General features: G+C 68.8%; 15 protein-coding genes. 8 read left to right on the top strand and 7 right to left on the bottom strand.

What is annotated here, in order from left to right:
• Positions 1-177: 177 nt before the first annotated feature.
• Positions 178-570 carry a hypothetical protein gene (locus tag IPG50_19285; GenBank protein ID MBK6694328.1) on the top strand — a complete coding sequence of 131 codons (393 nt, stop codon included), beginning with the start codon at positions 178-180 and terminating at the stop codon, positions 568-570.
• A 134-nt stretch (positions 571-704) separates the two neighbouring features.
• Here the strand turns inward: IPG50_19285 and IPG50_19280 are convergent, their stop codons facing one another.
• Positions 705-2081, bottom strand: a complete 1377-nt coding sequence (locus tag IPG50_19280) for a hypothetical protein (GenBank protein ID MBK6694327.1) — start codon at positions 2079-2081, stop codon at positions 705-707.
• A 449-nt stretch (positions 2082-2530) separates the two neighbouring features.
• Between IPG50_19280 and IPG50_19275 the strand changes: the two genes are divergently transcribed.
• Complete coding sequence (locus IPG50_19275) at positions 2531-3211, top strand: hypothetical protein (GenBank protein MBK6694326.1); 681 nt, start codon at positions 2531-2533, stop codon at positions 3209-3211.
• Positions 3212-3293: 82 nt separating this feature from the next.
• On the top strand, positions 3294-4286 hold the full coding sequence (locus tag IPG50_19270; protein ID MBK6694325.1) for an HTTM domain-containing protein: 993 nt from the start codon (positions 3294-3296) through the stop codon (positions 4284-4286).
• Between the two features lie 64 nt (positions 4287-4350).
• Here the strand turns inward: IPG50_19270 and IPG50_19265 are convergent, their stop codons facing one another.
• From IPG50_19265 to IPG50_19250, 4 genes are all read right to left on the bottom strand, one after another.
• Positions 4351-4698, bottom strand: a complete 348-nt coding sequence (locus IPG50_19265) for a rhodanese-like domain-containing protein (protein ID MBK6694324.1) — start codon at positions 4696-4698, stop codon at positions 4351-4353.
• 110 nt (positions 4699-4808) lie between these two features.
• The gene (locus IPG50_19260) at positions 4809-5672 is read right to left on the bottom strand and encodes a sulfite exporter TauE/SafE family protein (protein ID MBK6694323.1); all 864 of its coding nucleotides are present in this window, start codon (positions 5670-5672) and stop codon (positions 4809-4811) included.
• Between the two features lie 57 nt (positions 5673-5729).
• Positions 5730-6692: a quinolinate synthase NadA gene (nadA, locus tag IPG50_19255; protein ID MBK6694322.1), complete on the bottom strand. Its 963-nt coding sequence runs from the start codon at positions 6690-6692 to the stop codon at positions 5730-5732.
• 80 nt (positions 6693-6772) lie between these two features.
• Entirely contained in the window at positions 6773-7234 is a 462-nt protein-coding gene (locus tag IPG50_19250) for a TIGR02266 family protein (GenBank protein ID MBK6694321.1), read from the bottom strand.
• A 187-nt stretch (positions 7235-7421) separates the two neighbouring features.
• Between IPG50_19250 and IPG50_19245 the strand changes: the two genes are divergently transcribed.
• Positions 7422-8906, top strand: a complete 1485-nt coding sequence (locus tag IPG50_19245; protein MBK6694320.1) for a protein kinase — start codon at positions 7422-7424, stop codon at positions 8904-8906.
• Positions 8907-8918: 12 nt separating this feature from the next.
• On the top strand, positions 8919-9827 hold the full coding sequence (locus tag IPG50_19240) for a PEGA domain-containing protein (GenBank protein ID MBK6694319.1): 909 nt from the start codon (positions 8919-8921) through the stop codon (positions 9825-9827).
• A gap of 17 nt (positions 9828-9844) precedes the next feature.
• Here IPG50_19240 and IPG50_19235 read toward each other — a convergent pair whose 3' ends face one another.
• A complete protein-coding gene (locus IPG50_19235; GenBank protein ID MBK6694318.1) occupies positions 9845-10453 on the bottom strand; it encodes a hypothetical protein in 609 nt (202 codons plus the stop codon).
• A gap of 120 nt (positions 10454-10573) precedes the next feature.
• Positions 10574-11989, bottom strand: coding sequence for a pyruvate kinase (gene pyk / locus IPG50_19230; protein ID MBK6694317.1), 1416 nt, complete (start codon positions 11987-11989; stop codon positions 10574-10576).
• Between the two features lie 107 nt (positions 11990-12096).
• Here pyk and lysA point away from each other — a divergent pair, with 107 nt between their 5' ends.
• From lysA to IPG50_19215, 3 genes are all read left to right on the top strand, one after another.
• Positions 12097-13395 carry a diaminopimelate decarboxylase gene (lysA, locus tag IPG50_19225; GenBank protein MBK6694316.1) on the top strand — a complete coding sequence of 433 codons (1299 nt, stop codon included), beginning with the start codon at positions 12097-12099 and terminating at the stop codon, positions 13393-13395.
• A gap of 153 nt (positions 13396-13548) precedes the next feature.
• Positions 13549-14796 carry a sigma-70 family RNA polymerase sigma factor gene (locus tag IPG50_19220; protein MBK6694315.1) on the top strand — a complete coding sequence of 416 codons (1248 nt, stop codon included), beginning with the start codon at positions 13549-13551 and terminating at the stop codon, positions 14794-14796.
• A 95-nt stretch (positions 14797-14891) separates the two neighbouring features.
• Positions 14892-15293, top strand: coding sequence for a hypothetical protein (locus IPG50_19215; GenBank protein ID MBK6694314.1), 402 nt, complete (start codon positions 14892-14894; stop codon positions 15291-15293).
• Positions 15294-15935: the final 642 nt, after the last annotated feature.

The following is a 15935-nucleotide window of genomic DNA, read 5'->3' as shown; positions in this document are numbered from 1 at the left end:
TGTGGTTTGACCCGTCCACGACCTCGGGACCAGCGTCCAACGAGGGGAGGACTGTCGTCCGCGACGCGCGCTTCGGCGTCGCCGCCGCCGCAAAAAGACGCGCCGTTGGGCCCGGTCTTCATCGGCACGCGACATGCTTCGGAGACTCGGCTGGGCCCGTCGAAAGGATGCCGCCACATGAACAATGTCAACAACACGCTTGTCGACTTGACTGACCTTGAGCTCGCGGAGGTGACGGGAGGCGAAGACGGCGGCTGCGGCGCTGGTGACTGCGGCGATGCGTCGCCCGCGTCCGACGGTGCCGGCGTACAAGGGTTCTGTGAGGGGCTCATCAGCAGTCTCGGCCTTGGGCTCAGCGCCGCAGGCGGGAAGGGCGGCGTCGCGGGCATGGTGATGGGGCTTGCCGGCGGTGTACTCGGTACCGCCGGCGTCAACGCTGCGGCCGTCGCCGGTTGCGTGGCCGTGGTCAACGGCCTCTTCAGCGACGCGGGGAGCGCCGTCGGAGGCGGCGTTGCGGACGGGGGGGCTGATGGTGGCTACGACGGCTACGGCGGGAACGGCACCGCCTGAGCTGTCCGAGGTCGAGGCGTCCTTCGCCTTTGACGCGCTGGCCACTCCACGCTCGCCGAGTCGATCCGCGAAGACTTCCTGGCGGGGGCGCCACTCTTCTTGGGCCACGGTACGCGCCAGGATGGCGACGGCTTCTAAGGTTTGAACGCGTCGAGGAGACGGTCGCAGTCGAGCAGCGGACGCCCCGCGGGATTCCGGTAGGGCGACGCGCACGTGCCGAGCATCAGCGCCAGGTCATGATGAAAGAGGCCGATGTTTGGCGCGTGGTACGCGTACGCGCCGTCGGGCACCGACGGGTCAAAGAGGTTGAACGTGGCGAAGTGCTTCGGATCACGCATCCCGACGTAGGCCTCGTGCAGCCGGGCGTGGAGGAAACGGATCTCGTCCGAGCGCAGGGGAACGCCGACGCTTGCCGCGTAGATCATGAACCCCGCAGCCTCGATCGGCAGAAAGCCGTTGATGGGGGTGCTCGCGTTCGTGAAGTCTAATGACACCCGGTCACCAAGCCCCTTGAGCAGGTCGAGGCCGACCGTGGTGGCGAGCCTTCGATGGGCGCCAAGGACCGCTGCGGCATGGTGGGACCGCTGGATCTGTCGCGCGTCGTCTTTGAGGAACGGCCAGGTCGTGCTCTCGAGCGGGATCAAGCCGGTTCCGCAGTCGAGGTTTCCTGGGCCGCTCGCGTGTGCCAATCGCACGGCCATCTTGCTCGGGCACTCGGCCGCCGAATAGTGAGCGAGCTGGGCGTCCGGCACGTAGACATTGCCCGCCGCGTCCCGCGTCGGAATAACGAAGTTGCGCGAGTCGACCTCGGCGGCCCAGGCGGCGTAGAGGGAGTCGAGCTGCTTTACGTCGGCCTGTGCAGCGGGCTCGAGGATGGGCGCACATGCCTGGACCTGCGCGGCAGCGCGAAGCATGTGCCCGATGTCATCCTTCGATCGACGGTTCATCACGTAGATGTCCCCGAGCGTCGGGTTGTTCGGGTGGTGAATGAACTGAGACATCTCCCAGTGATCGAGGCCGGGACGGCACTGGCTTCTGTCGATGAAGAGAGAGCGCCCGCCTTCGTTGGACGTCACCGAGGGCGGGTAGAACGAGCGGGAGAGCATGCGCGGGCTGGTGTCGCCGTAGGCGCGCTCCATCGCGACAGCCCACGCCGACATGCCGCGCGCCATCCGCCTCACGAGGTCGGCGGTCTTGGGTTCACCCCAAAGGAGATGCGCGTAACAGGCGCCCTCGATGTACGGCGACGACGGGATGCCAGAGTTGTGGGACCCGTGGTTCGGGTGTTGGTAGGTGACCGTGCCAGACGCCTTCGTGACGTTGACGGTGCCGTACCAATACGTGCCCCACCAGTAGCCGCCGTTCGGATCGGTCTTGGGCCATCCGTGGACCCGCTCGTCGAGAAAATCGAAATAGCGAGTCTCCTTGAGGAGCGTGATGAGCTCGTCGGTGGCCGCCTGCAGCTGGGCGACGGTGAGGGGAGTGCCCTTGTCCGCGCGCTGGTAGCTCACCGGCAAGATGCTCGGAGGAAGCCGCGGCGCGCCAGCATCCGAAGCTCCGCCGTCGCTCGCGTCCGGAGCGCTCGGTGCGGTCACTCCGCCCGAGTCGACCGCTTCCGGCCCGGGACGGCGGCCAGCGTCTTCGCTGAGGCCAGCCGGCTCAGGGGCGCCTCCCGTCGCTGCTGGGCCGCACGCGGCGATTGCGCAGAGCAGCACGGCAACGCGACGAGGGGCGTGGCCAGAGGTGCGGCCGGAGGCGCGACAGCATCGATCGTGCGTCCTGTCCGTCATTGGCCTGGCTGATAGCAGACTTCGAACCGACCGCCCCGGGGCTCCCCGATTAACTCCCGGTTCGGCTGCCTCGCGTCTCGCGAAGTGGCCCCGCGTCCCCGCGACGCGCGTTCGGCAAAGCACCCTCGCCGATGGGAGCCCGACGGCCGATCATGTTATGGCGCTAGGCGATGCGGAGATGGCTCCGGCACTGGCCCCACCTGCGAGCCACCTTTGTGGCGTTCCACGTGCTCGCCGTGCTCGTGCTCTCGCTCCCGCACCCGGCGAGCCTGAAGCGGGCGAGCGACTGGCAGAGGCCGCAGGTCCAAGCGCGCTTCGCGCGGCTCTCCGGCGCGCTCCGTGGCCTCGGCATGACCCTCGAGGACGGCGCCTTGCAGCGGGCGACGTGGTCCGCGGCCCAGAGCTACCTTCGCGTGCGGGGAGCGTTGGCGTCCGCGTTCGAGCCGTACGCGCGCGCGGCCGGCTTCGGCCAGGGGTGGAGCCTTTTCTTGAGCAGCGGCCGCGAAGTGTCCCGCGTGCACATCGAGCTCGAGCGCAACGGACGCTTCGAGCCGCTCTTCGTGCGCGGCTCGCGCGAGCACCGGTGGCTCTCGCGCGAGCTCGACGGGGACCGAATGCGCAAGCTCTTCGGCTACGCGATCCGAGGGCACGACGACGCCTGGAACGCGTTCGCGCGATGGGCAGCGCGGCGAGCGGCACACGAGTTCAAGGACGCCACGGCGCTGCGTGTACGCACCTTCGTCTACGACGTACCGCCCCCGCATCGTCCACGTGACCTGGCTCCTGACGGACCGCCACCGGTCGGCGAGCTTCGTCGCGAGATCGTTGTCCCGCTGGGGCCAATCCGATGACGACCGGCATGACGACCGGCATGACGACCGGCCTGACGGCGCGTGACGGCCGCGTGACGACCGCGTGACGGCCCCCTGGCGCATGCGATGGGGCCGCCGCTGGCGCGCGTGGGTCGCGCTCTGTGATCGACGCGAGCCGGCGCTCGCACTCGCGCTCTTCCGCATCGCGGTGGGCACGGTGCTCGCTGGGACGCTGCTTTCGGTGGTGTTCGACGGGACCGTCGTGGCCCTTTGGGTCGACGCCGCCCATGGCGGCATCTTCCCGTCGCCGCGACGCACGGTCCTGGTCGACCTCCTCGGCGGGCCGACGCCGCCGGTCGTTTGGGGCCTTGTGTGGACCGCCGTTGTCGGCGGCATCGGCACGGCGATCGGCGCCTTCGGGCGGCTCTCACCGCTCATCGCGGTGCAGGCCTACGCCGCGCTTTACCCGACCAGCATCAACGCGAGCAGCGATTGGTTGATCGCGAACGGTCTTTGGCTCCTCGTGCTGGCCGACGCGACGGCGACGCTCTCGCTCGACGCCAAGCTGCGTCACGGGCGCTTTGTTCGCGACGACGTCACCGTGATGGCGTGGCCGCGCTACCTCGCCATCTTCCAGCTCGTGTGCGTCTACGCCTTCGCTGGCTTCGAGAAGATCGGCGAGGGCTGGACGTTCGCCGAAGGCTACACGGCCATCTACAACGTGCTGCAGCGCCCCGACCGGGCGCGGTTCGAGCTCGACTTCCTTCCGAGCGTTTATCCCGTCACGCAAGCCATGACCTTCGTCAGCGTCTACTGGGAGATGTCCGCGCCGCTCTTGCTGCTCTTCTACTACTACCGGGCCACGTCTGAGTCTGAGCAAGAGGGTGGCCGTGGCCGGCTCCGGAGCTTTGTTCTTCGCCACGACGTGCGGCTGTGGTTCCTGGCCTTCGGCGTCCTCTTTCACCTGGGCATCGCGGCCACGCTCCACGTCGGGCCCTTCTCGTACATCGCGCTGTCGTTCTACTTCTGCTTTCTTCACCCCGACGAGCTGCGCGCGCTGTGGCGTCGTGCCTTGCGGCGATTCCCGAGCGCGCCCCGCGGGGCGACAGGCTAGAGCGAGTTCGCAAACACGGGACGCCGAAGTCGGGCTCGCAAAGGCTGGGCAAGCAAGCTCTCGTCTAGCGCTCCGTGGGCAGCTTCGCCTCGTTCCACGCGAGCATGCCGCCCACCATGTTCATGACGCGCGCGAAGCCCGCCTGCGCGAGCTCCGCCGCGGCGCGGCCGGAGCGGCCCCCGGAGCGGCAAATTACGACGACGTCATCGTCTTTCGACCACGACTTGGCCGTAGCGCCTACCGTCGCCAAGGGCACGAGCTCCGCGCCCTTCACGTGGCCAAGCTCGCCGGTGAACTCGTGGGGTTCGCGCACGTCGACAAGCCGTGTTTGGCCCCTGTCTTCGGCCACGGCGGCGGGGCTGACTTCGCGAAAGCCCATCGGGTGGGCGGAGCAGCGATCGAAGAGCTTCATGGCGCCTAGCCTCCCACGACTAGGCCTTCGTCACTAGTCGTCACCGGCCGAGTTCCCGCCTCGGGCCGAGGACTCACCCCGCGTGGATGGCGCCTGCTGCAGCGCCCGCCTCAAGGCGCGTCAGACGTGCTCCGCGCGCGACGTCGCTCCACCAGCACACCCACGAAGGTCGCGAAAAGCGCGAGTCCCAGCGCGGCCTGCATGAGCTCCTTCTTACTCATCGCCGCGCCAAGCGCTGGCGGCACCTGTTGGGTGAGCATGAACGCGGCCATCGCCAAGACGAACCAGCCGAAGGCCCTCCGAAGCCGCTCCGGTGACACGCGCGATGCCAAGGCTCCGCCGATGAAGCTGCCGCCGACGGCGGCGGCCGTCACGATGCCCGCGACGGTCCAGTCGAGGCGCGCGTGCGAGAGGTGGCCGGCGAGCGCGGCGAAGGAGTTCATGGCGATGACAAGGAGCGAAGTGCCGACGGCGACTTCCATGGGAAGCCCTCCGAGCAGCACGAGCGCGGGCACCACCAAGAAGCCGCCGCCGGCGCCCACGAGGCCCGTGACCGCGCCCACCAGGACGCCGCGCAGGAGAACCGGTCCCGCGGAGGTGGACGCGCCGGCCGCTGGCTTTCGCCGTCCGCGGAGCATCGCGAGCGAGGTAACCAGCATCATGAGGCCGAAGGCCCCGAGGAGCAGCGGCCCCGGCAAGCGATGGGCGAGCTTCCCGCCGCCGTAGGCGCCGACCATGCTCGCGGGGCCGAAGAGGAGCGCCGTGCGGAGGCTTATGCGACCGGCGCGCGCGTGTCCCACGCTCGCGGCGAGGGCCGTGACACCGACGACGAAGAGCGATGTCGCGACCGCCTCGTGTGCCTTGAGGTCGAGCACGTAGACGAGGATCGGCACCGTCAGGATCGAGCCACCGCCGCCGAGGAGACCGAGCGCGACGCCGATGAGAACCGCGAGAAGTGCTGCGTAGAGGAGCATGGGGGGAATGGCGCGCGGGTCAGTTCGGCACCGCGGCGCTCGTGGGGCCCTCGCCTCTCACCCGAAGGCCAGCATCTTATCGATGGGCAGGCGCGCCTTCTCCAACAGCTCCGGCGCCATCTCGAGGCGAGGCTCAAGGTCCCGCAGGCACAGGTAGAGCTTCTCGAGCGTGTTCTTCTTCATGAAGGGGCACTCGTTGCATGCGCAGTTCGCCTCCGGCGGCGCCGCGATGAAGACCTTGTCGGGGGCGGCCTTCTGCATTTGATGCAAGATCCCCGCTTCCGTCACGACGATGAACTCCTTCTTCGGGCTCGCCACGGCGAACTTCAAGATGGCCGTCGTCGACCCGATGAAGTCGGCGTGACGCAAGATGTGCTCTTCGCACTCGGGGTGCGCCAACACGAGCGCGTCTTGATGACGAGTCTTCAGCCCCACGAGCTTCTTCTCGCTGAAGGTTTCGTGCACAATGCAGCTACCCTGCCAAAGGCGCATGGGGCGGTCGAGCTTCTTCGCGAGGTAGGCGCCGAGGTTCTTGTCGGGCGCGAAGAGGATCTCCTGGTCTCGCGGGATCGACGAAACGATGCGCTCCGCATTCGACGACGTCACGATGTAGTCGGAGAGCGCTTTCACCTCGGCGGAGCAGTTGATGTACGACATCACGATGGCGCCGGGATGCGCCGCCTTCCACGCCGCGAACTTGTCCGGCGGGCACCCGTCGGCGAGCGAGCAGCTCGCCGTGAGGTCCGGCAAGACGACGATCTTGTCGGGGTTCAGGATCTTCGCCGTCTCGGCCATGAAATGGACGCCGGCGAAACAGATCACGTCGGCTGTGGTCTTCGCCGCGGCTTGCGCCAGCTGCAGCGAGTCGCCGATGACGTCGGCCAGGTCTTGAATCTCCGAGTCTTGGTAGTAGTGCGCCAAGAGGACGGCGTTTCGCGCCTTCTTCAGCTTCTTGATCTCCTCTTCGAGATCCAGGCTCGGGTCGATGGGGGCGGGCGCGCCAGCGAGCGGAAGCGACATGCGCCGAATGTAGCGCCAATCGCGCCAGCGAGGAGGGGCGCTGCCAGGTTTCGCGCGGGCTCTCGCGTCAGGGGAGGCGGCTATTCGGGCCGCCGCGTTGGCGGCGGGTCTTCCGTGCCGCTGGGCTTCGGCGTCGCGGCTTCGGCGATGAGGCGCGACGCGATGTGCGGTCCCAGCGCGTCGGTCATGAGGCGTTTGACGAAGTCATGCACCTTGGTCCGCGCGGCGTCGTCTTCGAACAAGAAGCGGATGCCCATGCCCGGCGGGTGCTCCTCTTTGGCGGCCTCCTCCGGCACGACCCACATGACCTCCCCACGGAGCTTGAGCTGGCCCTCCGCCGACGGGAACGAGAGCACGAAGACGAACTCGGTCCCCACGTCGAGCGGCTTGGTCGTTCGGATGAACGTCCCGCCCTTCGAGATGTTCTTCGTGTAGTCCGCGAAGAAGGTGTTCAGGCGCTTGTAATCGACGCGAAGCGTGATGCTCGCTCGGTCAGCGGCGCGCCGATCGCTCGCGCTTTGGTCCGAAAGACCTTCCGACATCACGGTGGAGCCTACCAGCTCGCTTGCGCGGACCGGGAGCGCATTCCGTGCTTCGGCTCCGCGGCGATGGCGACCCGGGAAGAGGGGGTAAGTCGCGCCAACGAGCCGATTTACGGCCCGCCCTGGGGCTTTTTGGGTTCCTTGTTCGCAAGGCCCAGGGCTCGGGCTAGACTACCGGGAACGGAAGATGCTGCCCGGGACCGTCCTTCGGGACAAGTACGAGCTCGTGGCCTCAATCGGCCGAGGGGGCATGGGAGAAGTCTTCCATGCTGTGCACCTTCCATCCGGCACAGACGTGGCCGTGAAGGTCGTCAACCGCGAGATCGTCGACGACACGATGATGGCGCGTCTTGAGCGCGAGGCCGCGGCGGCGACGCGCATCCAGAGCCCCTACGTGCCGCGCTTGCTCGACGTCGACCGACTCGAGTCGGGCGAGCTGTTCCTCGTGATGGAGCTGCTCACCGGCGAGACCCTCTCGGAGCGGCTCAAGCGCGGCGGCGTGCTGTCCTGGGAAGAGGTTTACCACATCGGTGACAACGTCCTTCGTGGCCTCATCGACGCGCACGACGCCGGCGTGGTGCACCGCGACCTCAAGCCCGGCAACATCTTCATCGAACACCTCGACGGCGGCCTCGCCCGCGCCCGGATTCTCGACTTCTGCGTCTGCAAGCTCGACGAGCACGACCCGAAGAAGCTCACGGTCACCGGCGAGTCGGTCGGCACCATCGCGTACATGGCGCCGGAGCAGATCCGCGGCGCGTCGAAGGTCGACGAGCGAGCCGACCTCTACTCCTTTGCGATGATCGTCTACGAGGCCGTGTGCGGGCGCATCCCGTACGAAGCGCAGGGGCAAATGGCCCTTCTTGCGGTGAAGCTCGAGCGGCCGGCGCGCGCCATGAAGGGCTTGAACCTGGTGCCCGTGCCTTCGGGGCTCGACTCGCTCCTCGTCAAGGCGCTGTCGCGCCGACCCACGGAGCGACCGGCCAACGGTCGCGAGATGCTCCGGGCGTGGCAAGGTCTCGGCGGAGCCACGTCGCAGCCCGTCGTGCCCGTGCCGCCAGCGGTTCCGACGTCCCCGTCGTCGCCGCCCACGCAAGTCGTCGTCACCTCCGGCGCGACGCCGTCGATGCCGCCCGAAGAAGACCGACCGCGCCGGCCGTACCTGGCCATCGGCGCTGGCGTGGCCCTCGCGGGCCTCATCCTCGTGACGGCGCTCTCGCGGCGCGGCTCCGCGCAGGTCGCGGAGGACGTGCCCGCGGCAGAAGCCAAGCCCGCGGCGCTCGCGCCCGAGTCGCCGAGCGCTCCCGAGCCGGCGGCCCCTCTGCCGGTTCAGACCGGCCCCGTCGCCGCGCCGTCGGCCCCGATGGCGCCCACCACTGCGCCGGTCGCACCGTTCGTCGAGGTGGCTCCCGTCGCCCCGCCCGTCGCCCCGAGCTCGCAGCCCGTCGAAGCACGACCGCCGCAAGTGACGCCGAGTGTCGAGGTCGAGCTCGACGAGCGGAATGCGAGGCGGGGCCCCAAGACGCCGGCCACGCCGCGACCAACGCCGGCGGCACCGCCACTCAAAACGGCGCCGGAAATCCGCGCGTCCGCCAAACCGCCGACGCCGCCGCCAGTGTCTACGCCTCCCAAAGGCAAGGGCCCAACGCTCGTCGAGCAGCCCCGCTACTAAGGACGAAAAGTCGTGCGCAAGCTCTCCCGGTGGACCGCGGCGTCGCTCGCCATCTTGCTCTTCGCCTCGTCGCCCTCGGCCCTCGCCGGCGACGAGGGTCGCGATCAATCGCGGGCCGCCTTTCGTCGCGGTGTGACGGCGGCCAAAGAGAACAACTACGTCGCGGCGCGGGAGGCCTTCGTCGAGGCCTACCGGCTCTTTCCGCACCCGAGCATCTTGCTCAACCTCGGCATCGCTCGCGCGAGGACTGGCGAGCTCGTCGACGCGGAGCAAGATCTCGTTCGGTTCATCGCCGACGACGGTGGAGCGACCGCCGACGAGGTGAAGAGCGCGCAGAAGACGCTGACGGAGGTTCGCGAGAAGCTCGGCACGTTGGCCCTCGAGGTGAAGCCCGCGGGGGCGCGCGCGACGCTCGACGGAAAATCCATCGCGCTGCTCGTCGCGCGCCCCACGCTCGTTCGAGCCGCGCCGGGGCCTCACAAGCTGCGCGTCGAAGCCGACGATCACGAACCGACCGAGCAAGCCGTCGAGGTCGTCTCGCGCATCGAAACGCCGATCTCCGTGGAGCTCGTGGCCCACGCCAAGCCGCAAGATCCGTCGGCGTCGACGGGCGGCATCAACCGCTCCACCTTGGGCTTTGGCCTCCTCGGCGGGTCGGTGCTCCTCGCCGGTGCGGGGACGTTCCTCGGGCTTCGCGCCATGGCGCTCGCCGACACGTACAACAACGTTCAAGATCCGCAGCAGCCGAGCACGAAGACCACCGGCGTTCTCTACCGGACCTTCGCCGACGTCGCCTTCGTGGGTGCCGTCGCCTGCGGCGCTGCGGGCGCGTATTTCTTGCTCGTCAAGCCGAAGCCGGCCGGCGCGCAAGCGGGCCTCGTCATCTCGCCTCAGCAAGCGAGCTTCGTCGGCGCCTTTTAGGTGCGGCGAATCGAGCGCTACTTCGTGCAAAGCCTCGGCAGGCACGACCAGCGCTGCGTGTCCGCCGCGAAGAGGCAGGTGAAGCCCTCGCCGCAATCGACGTCGTCGACGCACGCGTCGCTCTTCGTGTGACAGAAGTAGCCGAACGACCCGGGCGGGACGTTGGACCGGCAGTTGTCCCAGAGCGAGGCCCCTGACGGCGAGCAATAGCCGCCGCCACCCCCGCAGTCGCCATCGGTGACGCAGTTGCCGCGAAAACACGTGTTTGCGCCCCGTCGGGTCTCGTTGCGGCAGTCGCAGACACCCGCGCCGCAGTCTCCGTCGGCGCTGCACTCGTCGTAGGAGCAGACGGCGGAGAACGTGGGACCGTAGGTGCAGCGGCCGTTCTTCCCGGCGGTGCAGTCCGCGTCGGCCTTGCAGTCGCCGGGCGCGCCGGGGGGCGTGCCTGCCGGTCGCGGCGCGGTGCAAGGCGCGGCAGCGGTGCGGTGGACCGTGGGGACCTTCTGCGCGGCCGAATCAGCGGACGTGCCGCCGTCGCCGGCGTCAGCGTTCGGCGCGACGACCGACCCGCCGGAGCAGTGTGCTGAGCCAAGGATGCAAGCGAGCGCGAAGAGGACGCGGGTCATGTCCGACTCATAGCATCGCCCGCTCCGCGCGGCAGCGCATGCGTCGACGCCGCCCCCATCGCGCGAAGGCTCGGCCTCGCGTCAGAGCGACTTGCCACGCTGGCCTTCGACCTAAAGGGCTCAGCCCACGACGTGAACGCGAATCGTGTTCGTCGAGCCGCTCACGCCAATGGGAGAGCCGAAGACGATGACGATCCGCTCGCCGGGGGAGGCGAGTCCGCTCCCCAGCAAATCTCCGTTGGCCCAATTGACGAGGCCGTCGATGTCTTGGAGCGGCGGCATCTCGCGCGGCAGCACGTTCCAGTAGAGCGCCATCCGGCGGCGCGTTCGCTGCATCTGCGAGTAGGCGATGACGGGCACCGGGCTCCGCGCCAAGCTCACGTGCAGGGCGCTCGAGCCGCTCTGCGTGAAGGCGACGAGGAACTTGGCGCCGATGTCGCGCGCCGAGTTGCACGCGCCGCGCGCCACGGCTTCCGGGATGCCCGTCGCGCGGCCCGCGGCGTAGGGCGGGTTGTGATCGAAGAAGGTGCTCTGCTCCGCCTCGAGGGCGATGCGGCTCATCATCGACGTGGCGAGCACCGGGTGCTCGCCGGAGGCCGTTTCGCCCGAGAGCATGACGGCGTCGGTGCCGCCGAAGACGGCGTTGGCGACGTCGCTGGCCTCGGCGCGCGTCGGGCGCGTCGCCTGGGTCATCGATTGGAGCATCTCGGTGGCGACGATCACGGGGCGGCGCACGCGGCGCGCCACGCCGATGATCTGCCGCTGAATGACCGGCACGCGCTCCGGCGGGAACTCGACGCCGAGATCGCCCCGCGCAACCATGACGGCGTCGCTCGCGAGGACGATGCTCTCGAGGTTCTCGATGGCGTCGGGCGTCTCGATCTTCGCGACGATGGGCGTGGGCTGCCCCCACTCCTCGGCGATCTCGCGCACGAGCTTCACGTCTTCGGCCCGCCGCACGAACGACAGCGCGATGTAGTCCATGCCCTGCGACAGGCCGAAGATCAGATCTTCCTTGTCCTTGTCGGTGAGGGGCCCGATGCGCATCGTTCGCGTCGGCAGGTGCACGCCGACGTTGTTTCGCATGCCGCCGCCCTGCTCCACCTTCCCCTGAATGGCGTCGCCCACGACGGAGAGCACGCGGACGTGCACCTTGCCGTCGTCGAACATGACGCGATCGCCCACGCGGACGTCGGCGGCGAGTCCTTCGTATTGGATCGGGATTTCACGCTCCGAGGTCGTCTTGTCGCCTTCCACGAGCGTGACGTCGGTGCCATCGACGAGCTCGAAGGGCGCGGGGAAGCGCCCCGTGCGGATCTTCGGTCCGCAGAGATCTTGCAGCGCCGCGACGGCCTTCTTGGCCTTCTTGCTGGCGTCGCGGAGGCGCGTCAGGCGGGCCGCGTGATCGGCGTGGCTGCCGTGCGAGAAATTGAAGCGCGCGACGTCGAGCCCGGCTTCAAGCATCTTGCCTAAGACTTCGGGCTCGTCGCACGCGGGGCCGAGCGTGCAAACGATCTTGGCGCGGCGGAATTGCATCGGCGACAACGATGCCACAGTTCACGATGCCCGGCGTCGCCAAATGGGCGCTCGTTTCCGCAGCGGACCCCCTGCACGTGACGCGGGGGCGCGCTATAACGCTCGCCGTGGCGACGCATCGAAACGAAGGTGGGCGAGGCGAGGGCGAGGGGACTGAGCAGAGCCTCCTCGCTTCGGCTCCCTTGGAGGAGCTGGCGGCGCGCTTCGGAACGCCGCTCTACGTCTACGATCTCGACGCCATCGAGCGCGAAGCGCGGGAGCTCGACGCGGCGTTCGCGGGCGAGCCGCACCTCGTGGCCTACGCCATCAAGGCCAACAGCGCCGGTCCCATCGTGAGGCGGCTGGCGGCCGCCGGTTGCGGCGCCGACGTCGTCAGCGGCGGCGAGCTCGAGGTCGCCCTCGCGAGCGGCGTCTTGCCCGAGCGCATCCTTTACAACGGCGTCGCCAAACTCGACGACGAGCTCCGCCGCGCCATCACCGTCTCCGAGCACGGCATCGGTTCGATTCACATGGAGAGCGTCGAGGAGATCGACCGCGTCGCGGCCATCGCGCGCAGCCTCGGTCGCAAGGCCCGCGTGGGCCTGCGCATCAACCCCGAGATCGACGACCTCGGCACCCACGACGCCATCGCCACGGGCCACGACGAGGCGAAGTTCGGCGTCGCCTTGGCGGACGTGGGCCTCGCCCTCGATCGCATTCGCAAAGAGCCGTCGCTCGATCTTGGCGGCCTCACGGTCCACGTCGGCTCGCAGTTCACGAGCACCGACGACTACCGTCGCGGCGCGGCGAAGCTCTTCGCCATCGCGCGCGAGGTGCCGGAGCGATCGTCGTTCCGCTTCCTCGACACCGGTGGTGGCTTCGGCATCGACTATGGAGAAGGTTGCGACGCTCGCCCCAAAGACTTCGTGCGCGCCGCGCAAGAGGAGCAGCGAGCGGCGGGCCTCGCGGGCATTCGTCTCGTGGTGGAGCCGGGGCGCCGCTTGGTGGCGTCTTACGGCGTCCTCGTCGCGCGCGTCGTGCAGCGAAAGAAGGCGACGCCGCTACCTTGGGTCTTCGTCGACGCGGGCATGAACGACCTCCTCCGGCCTGCGCTCTACCAAGCGCGGCATCGGGTCGTGGCGCTGGGCGCGAGCTCGCGGCCGAAGAGCGCCGTCCGCGTCGCCGGTCCCGTCTGCGAGAGCTCCGACGACTTCGGCGCCTTCGAGCTTCCCGACGACGCGACGCTGGTGGCGTTCCTCGATGCGGGCGCTTACGGCTTTACGATGGCGAGCCAGTACAACGGCCGCGCGCTCCCCGCCGAAGTGTTCCTCTCGCGCGCCGCCGAGCCGCTCGTCCACGGCCGCGCCGAGGTCGCGGCGTGGGTGCGCGGTCGCGTCGGCGAAGCGGCGCCCAAGAACGGCGCGTGACACGGGGAAAGCCTGCCGCGGAGGGCCGTCGTGCGGCCCACGAGAAGGGACGCCCGGGGGGCGTCTTGTGTGCTATGCATCCCTCCGAGTTTGGCGGATCGGTACGCGCCCCCCGTCATCGAAAGCCGCGGCGCCCAAGAATTTCGCCAACCCATGAAGACTGCCATCGACACGACGCCGGATGCGGCGCGCAGCTACCTCGATCAGATCGGCCGCCTTGGCCTCCTGACGCGAGAGGGCGAAGTTTCCATCGCCAAGCGCATTGAGCTCGGCGAACAAGCGGTGCTCCGCGCCGTCGCCGCCACGAGCGACGGCGCGAGCGAGATCGCCCTTCTCGCCGAGCGATTGAAGAGCGGCAAGCTCAGGACGCGCGACCTCGTGCGCGGTGGCGGCGTCGAGGACGACGAGTCTTGGGAAGAGACGGAGCGCAAACGCGTGCTTCGCCTCATGACCGTCGTCGCCAAGCTGACCGACGGCGGCCGCGCTTCCTTGAAGAAGCGCCCCGAGGTCGTCGAAGCGCTCGTCTCGATGCGCCTCAACCCGCGCACCATCGAGGCCTTGGCTCGGCGACTCGGCGACTCGGAAGAGCGCCTTCGCGCGGGCGCCACTTCGCGTCGCGAGTCGACGCGCGCTCGCGTCGCTGGCGTCGCCATCGAAGACGCCGTTCAGCTCGCCGCGGCCGCGCGCGCCGAGCTCGTGCAGGCGAACTTGCGGCTCGTGGTCTCGATCGCGAAGCGCTACGTCAACCGCGGCCTCCAGATGGTGGACCTCATTCAAGAGGGCAACATCGGCCTCATGCGCGCCGTCGAGAAGTTCGAATACCGACGCGGGTACAAGTTCAGCACGTACGCCACGTGGTGGATCCGGCAAGCCATCTCGCGCGCCATCGCCGAGCAGGCGCACACCATTCGCCTCCCGGTCCACGTCTTTGAGCTCGTCGGCAAGGTGCGCCGCGCCACGCAGCTCTTGGTGCAGGAGCTCGGCCGCGAGCCGACGGCCGACGAGATCGCCGACAAGCTCGAGATTCGCTCCGGCCACGTGCAGCGCGCCATCCGCGCGATGCGTCAGCCCATCAGCCTCGAGACGCCCATCGGCGAAGACGAAGGCGCGACGCTCGGCGACATGGTCGAAGATCGCGGCTCTCCCTCGCCGCTCGAGCTGGCGGCGCACTCGCGCCTCTCGAAGGAGACGGAGCTGATGCTGGCGACCTTGACGCCGCGCGAGGCGATGATCCTCCGCATGCGCTTTGGCGTTGGTCAGAAAGATGAGCACACGCTCGAAGAAGTCGGCCAGCGCTTCGGTGTCACGCGCGAGCGCATTCGCCAGATCGAGGCGAAGGCCCTGGGCCGCTTGCGGCAGCGCGGCCGCGCGAACCACCTGAAGGCGTTCATCGAAGCGTGAGCCACAAGACGACGAAACGGTAACGAGCAGCGTCGAGGGAACGGCCCTCGCTGGTATCGGGCCAGAGGCACCCGGAGAAGACGGAGCGCAACCCAGTGAACCACTACCGAAGGAACAATGAGGCGACGCAACGCATCGCGGAACGTCGCCGTCGCGAAGACGAGGCCCCGCGCCTCATCGCCGAATGCCCCACCTTGGCGACGCTGCGCCTCGAGCTCCACGAGCAGAGCGGCGGCAGCCCCGTCGCGGAGCCGGGACACGTGCGGCGCATCGTCGTGGCGCACGCCCCCGCGCTCTTCGATTTGCCCTGCGGCGATCCGCGCTGCAAAGACGGCGGCCACGACATGACACGCCTCGTCCTAGACGGCCTTCGTCACAAGGAAGAGCGCTTCGAGGGCGAAGACGCCTGCAACGGCTCCACGGGAACCGGCCGCTGCTCGCGGTCGATCCACATGATCGCCATCGCGACGTACAACGCAGCGCCAAGCGCGACGTAGCGAGAAGGCGATTTGGCGCAAAGCGGCCGAGCGCCCCTAAGCGGTTGCGCGCTGTTCGGCGGTTGCGGCACGGGTTGCCATGGCAAAGCCGATGGCACGGGTTGCCCGTAGCGCACCGATCCGAAGTGGCAAAACGGTGATTTAGGGGTCCCTCGCGGAAACTAAGGTCTCCCGGCCGCGCACAAGGGTCATTCGGGCGCGCATAAGGTCTCCCCCGCGCGCGCGAAGGGGGCACGCGCGCGCAAGAGACCATCCAACGCGCGACAAGAGGGTCACCGCGGCGCGCGATCGAGCATGCGCCACGCGGAATTGACCATGCCATGGTGGGCAGCGAGCTTGCGCTGACGCGCGGAGGGCATCGCGTTCGCGTTTGCGAGTCCGCGCGCCGGACAACAAGGTCGCGAGGCGCCGATCGCCGACGCAGCGGCGACGGAGCGGGGCTCCATTGAAGGAGGGAACGATGGAAGGGAGGGGAGGAGGGGGACGCGGGAGGGGGGAGGCGCTCAGCATTGCCCGTGCCAGCGTTGGCGGTGACCAAGCACGTCGCCGCCGCCGCCCTCAATTGGTCGAACGTCGGCTTCTGGAAGTTGCAGTCCTTCGGTGGGCCGCCATCAGCGATGACGCAGCAGGCACCGCGGTAGA

This window comes from Myxococcales bacterium, assembly GCA_016703425.1.
Lineage (GTDB): Bacteria > Myxococcota_A > Polyangia > Polyangiales > Polyangiaceae > JADJCA01.
This window is presented reverse-complemented; position numbering and strand designations above follow the sequence as displayed.

Excerpts from the sequence above, each read along its gene's own strand:
- IPG50_19285 (MBK6694328.1), top strand. The coding sequence starts at position 178 with ATGAACAATGTCAACAACACGCTTGTCGACTTGACTGACCTTGAGCTC.
- IPG50_19275 (MBK6694326.1), top strand. The coding sequence starts at position 2,531 with ATGCGGAGATGGCTCCGGCACTGGCCCCACCTGCGAGCCACCTTTGTG.
- IPG50_19270 (MBK6694325.1), top strand. The coding sequence starts at position 3,294 with ATGCGATGGGGCCGCCGCTGGCGCGCGTGGGTCGCGCTCTGTGATCGA.
- IPG50_19265 (MBK6694324.1), bottom strand. The coding sequence starts at position 4,698 with ATGAAGCTCTTCGATCGCTGCTCCGCCCACCCGATGGGCTTTCGCGAA.
- IPG50_19260 (MBK6694323.1), bottom strand. The coding sequence starts at position 5,672 with ATGCTCCTCTACGCAGCACTTCTCGCGGTTCTCATCGGCGTCGCGCTC.
- nadA (MBK6694322.1), bottom strand. The coding sequence starts at position 6,692 with ATGTCGCTTCCGCTCGCTGGCGCGCCCGCCCCCATCGACCCGAGCCTG.
- IPG50_19250 (MBK6694321.1), bottom strand. The coding sequence starts at position 7,234 with ATGTCGGAAGGTCTTTCGGACCAAAGCGCGAGCGATCGGCGCGCCGCT.
- IPG50_19245 (MBK6694320.1), top strand. The coding sequence starts at position 7,422 with ATGCTGCCCGGGACCGTCCTTCGGGACAAGTACGAGCTCGTGGCCTCA.
- IPG50_19235 (MBK6694318.1), bottom strand. The coding sequence starts at position 10,453 with ATGACCCGCGTCCTCTTCGCGCTCGCTTGCATCCTTGGCTCAGCACAC.
- pyk (MBK6694317.1), bottom strand. The coding sequence starts at position 11,989 with ATGCAATTCCGCCGCGCCAAGATCGTTTGCACGCTCGGCCCCGCGTGC.
- IPG50_19220 (MBK6694315.1), top strand. The coding sequence starts at position 13,549 with ATGAAGACTGCCATCGACACGACGCCGGATGCGGCGCGCAGCTACCTC.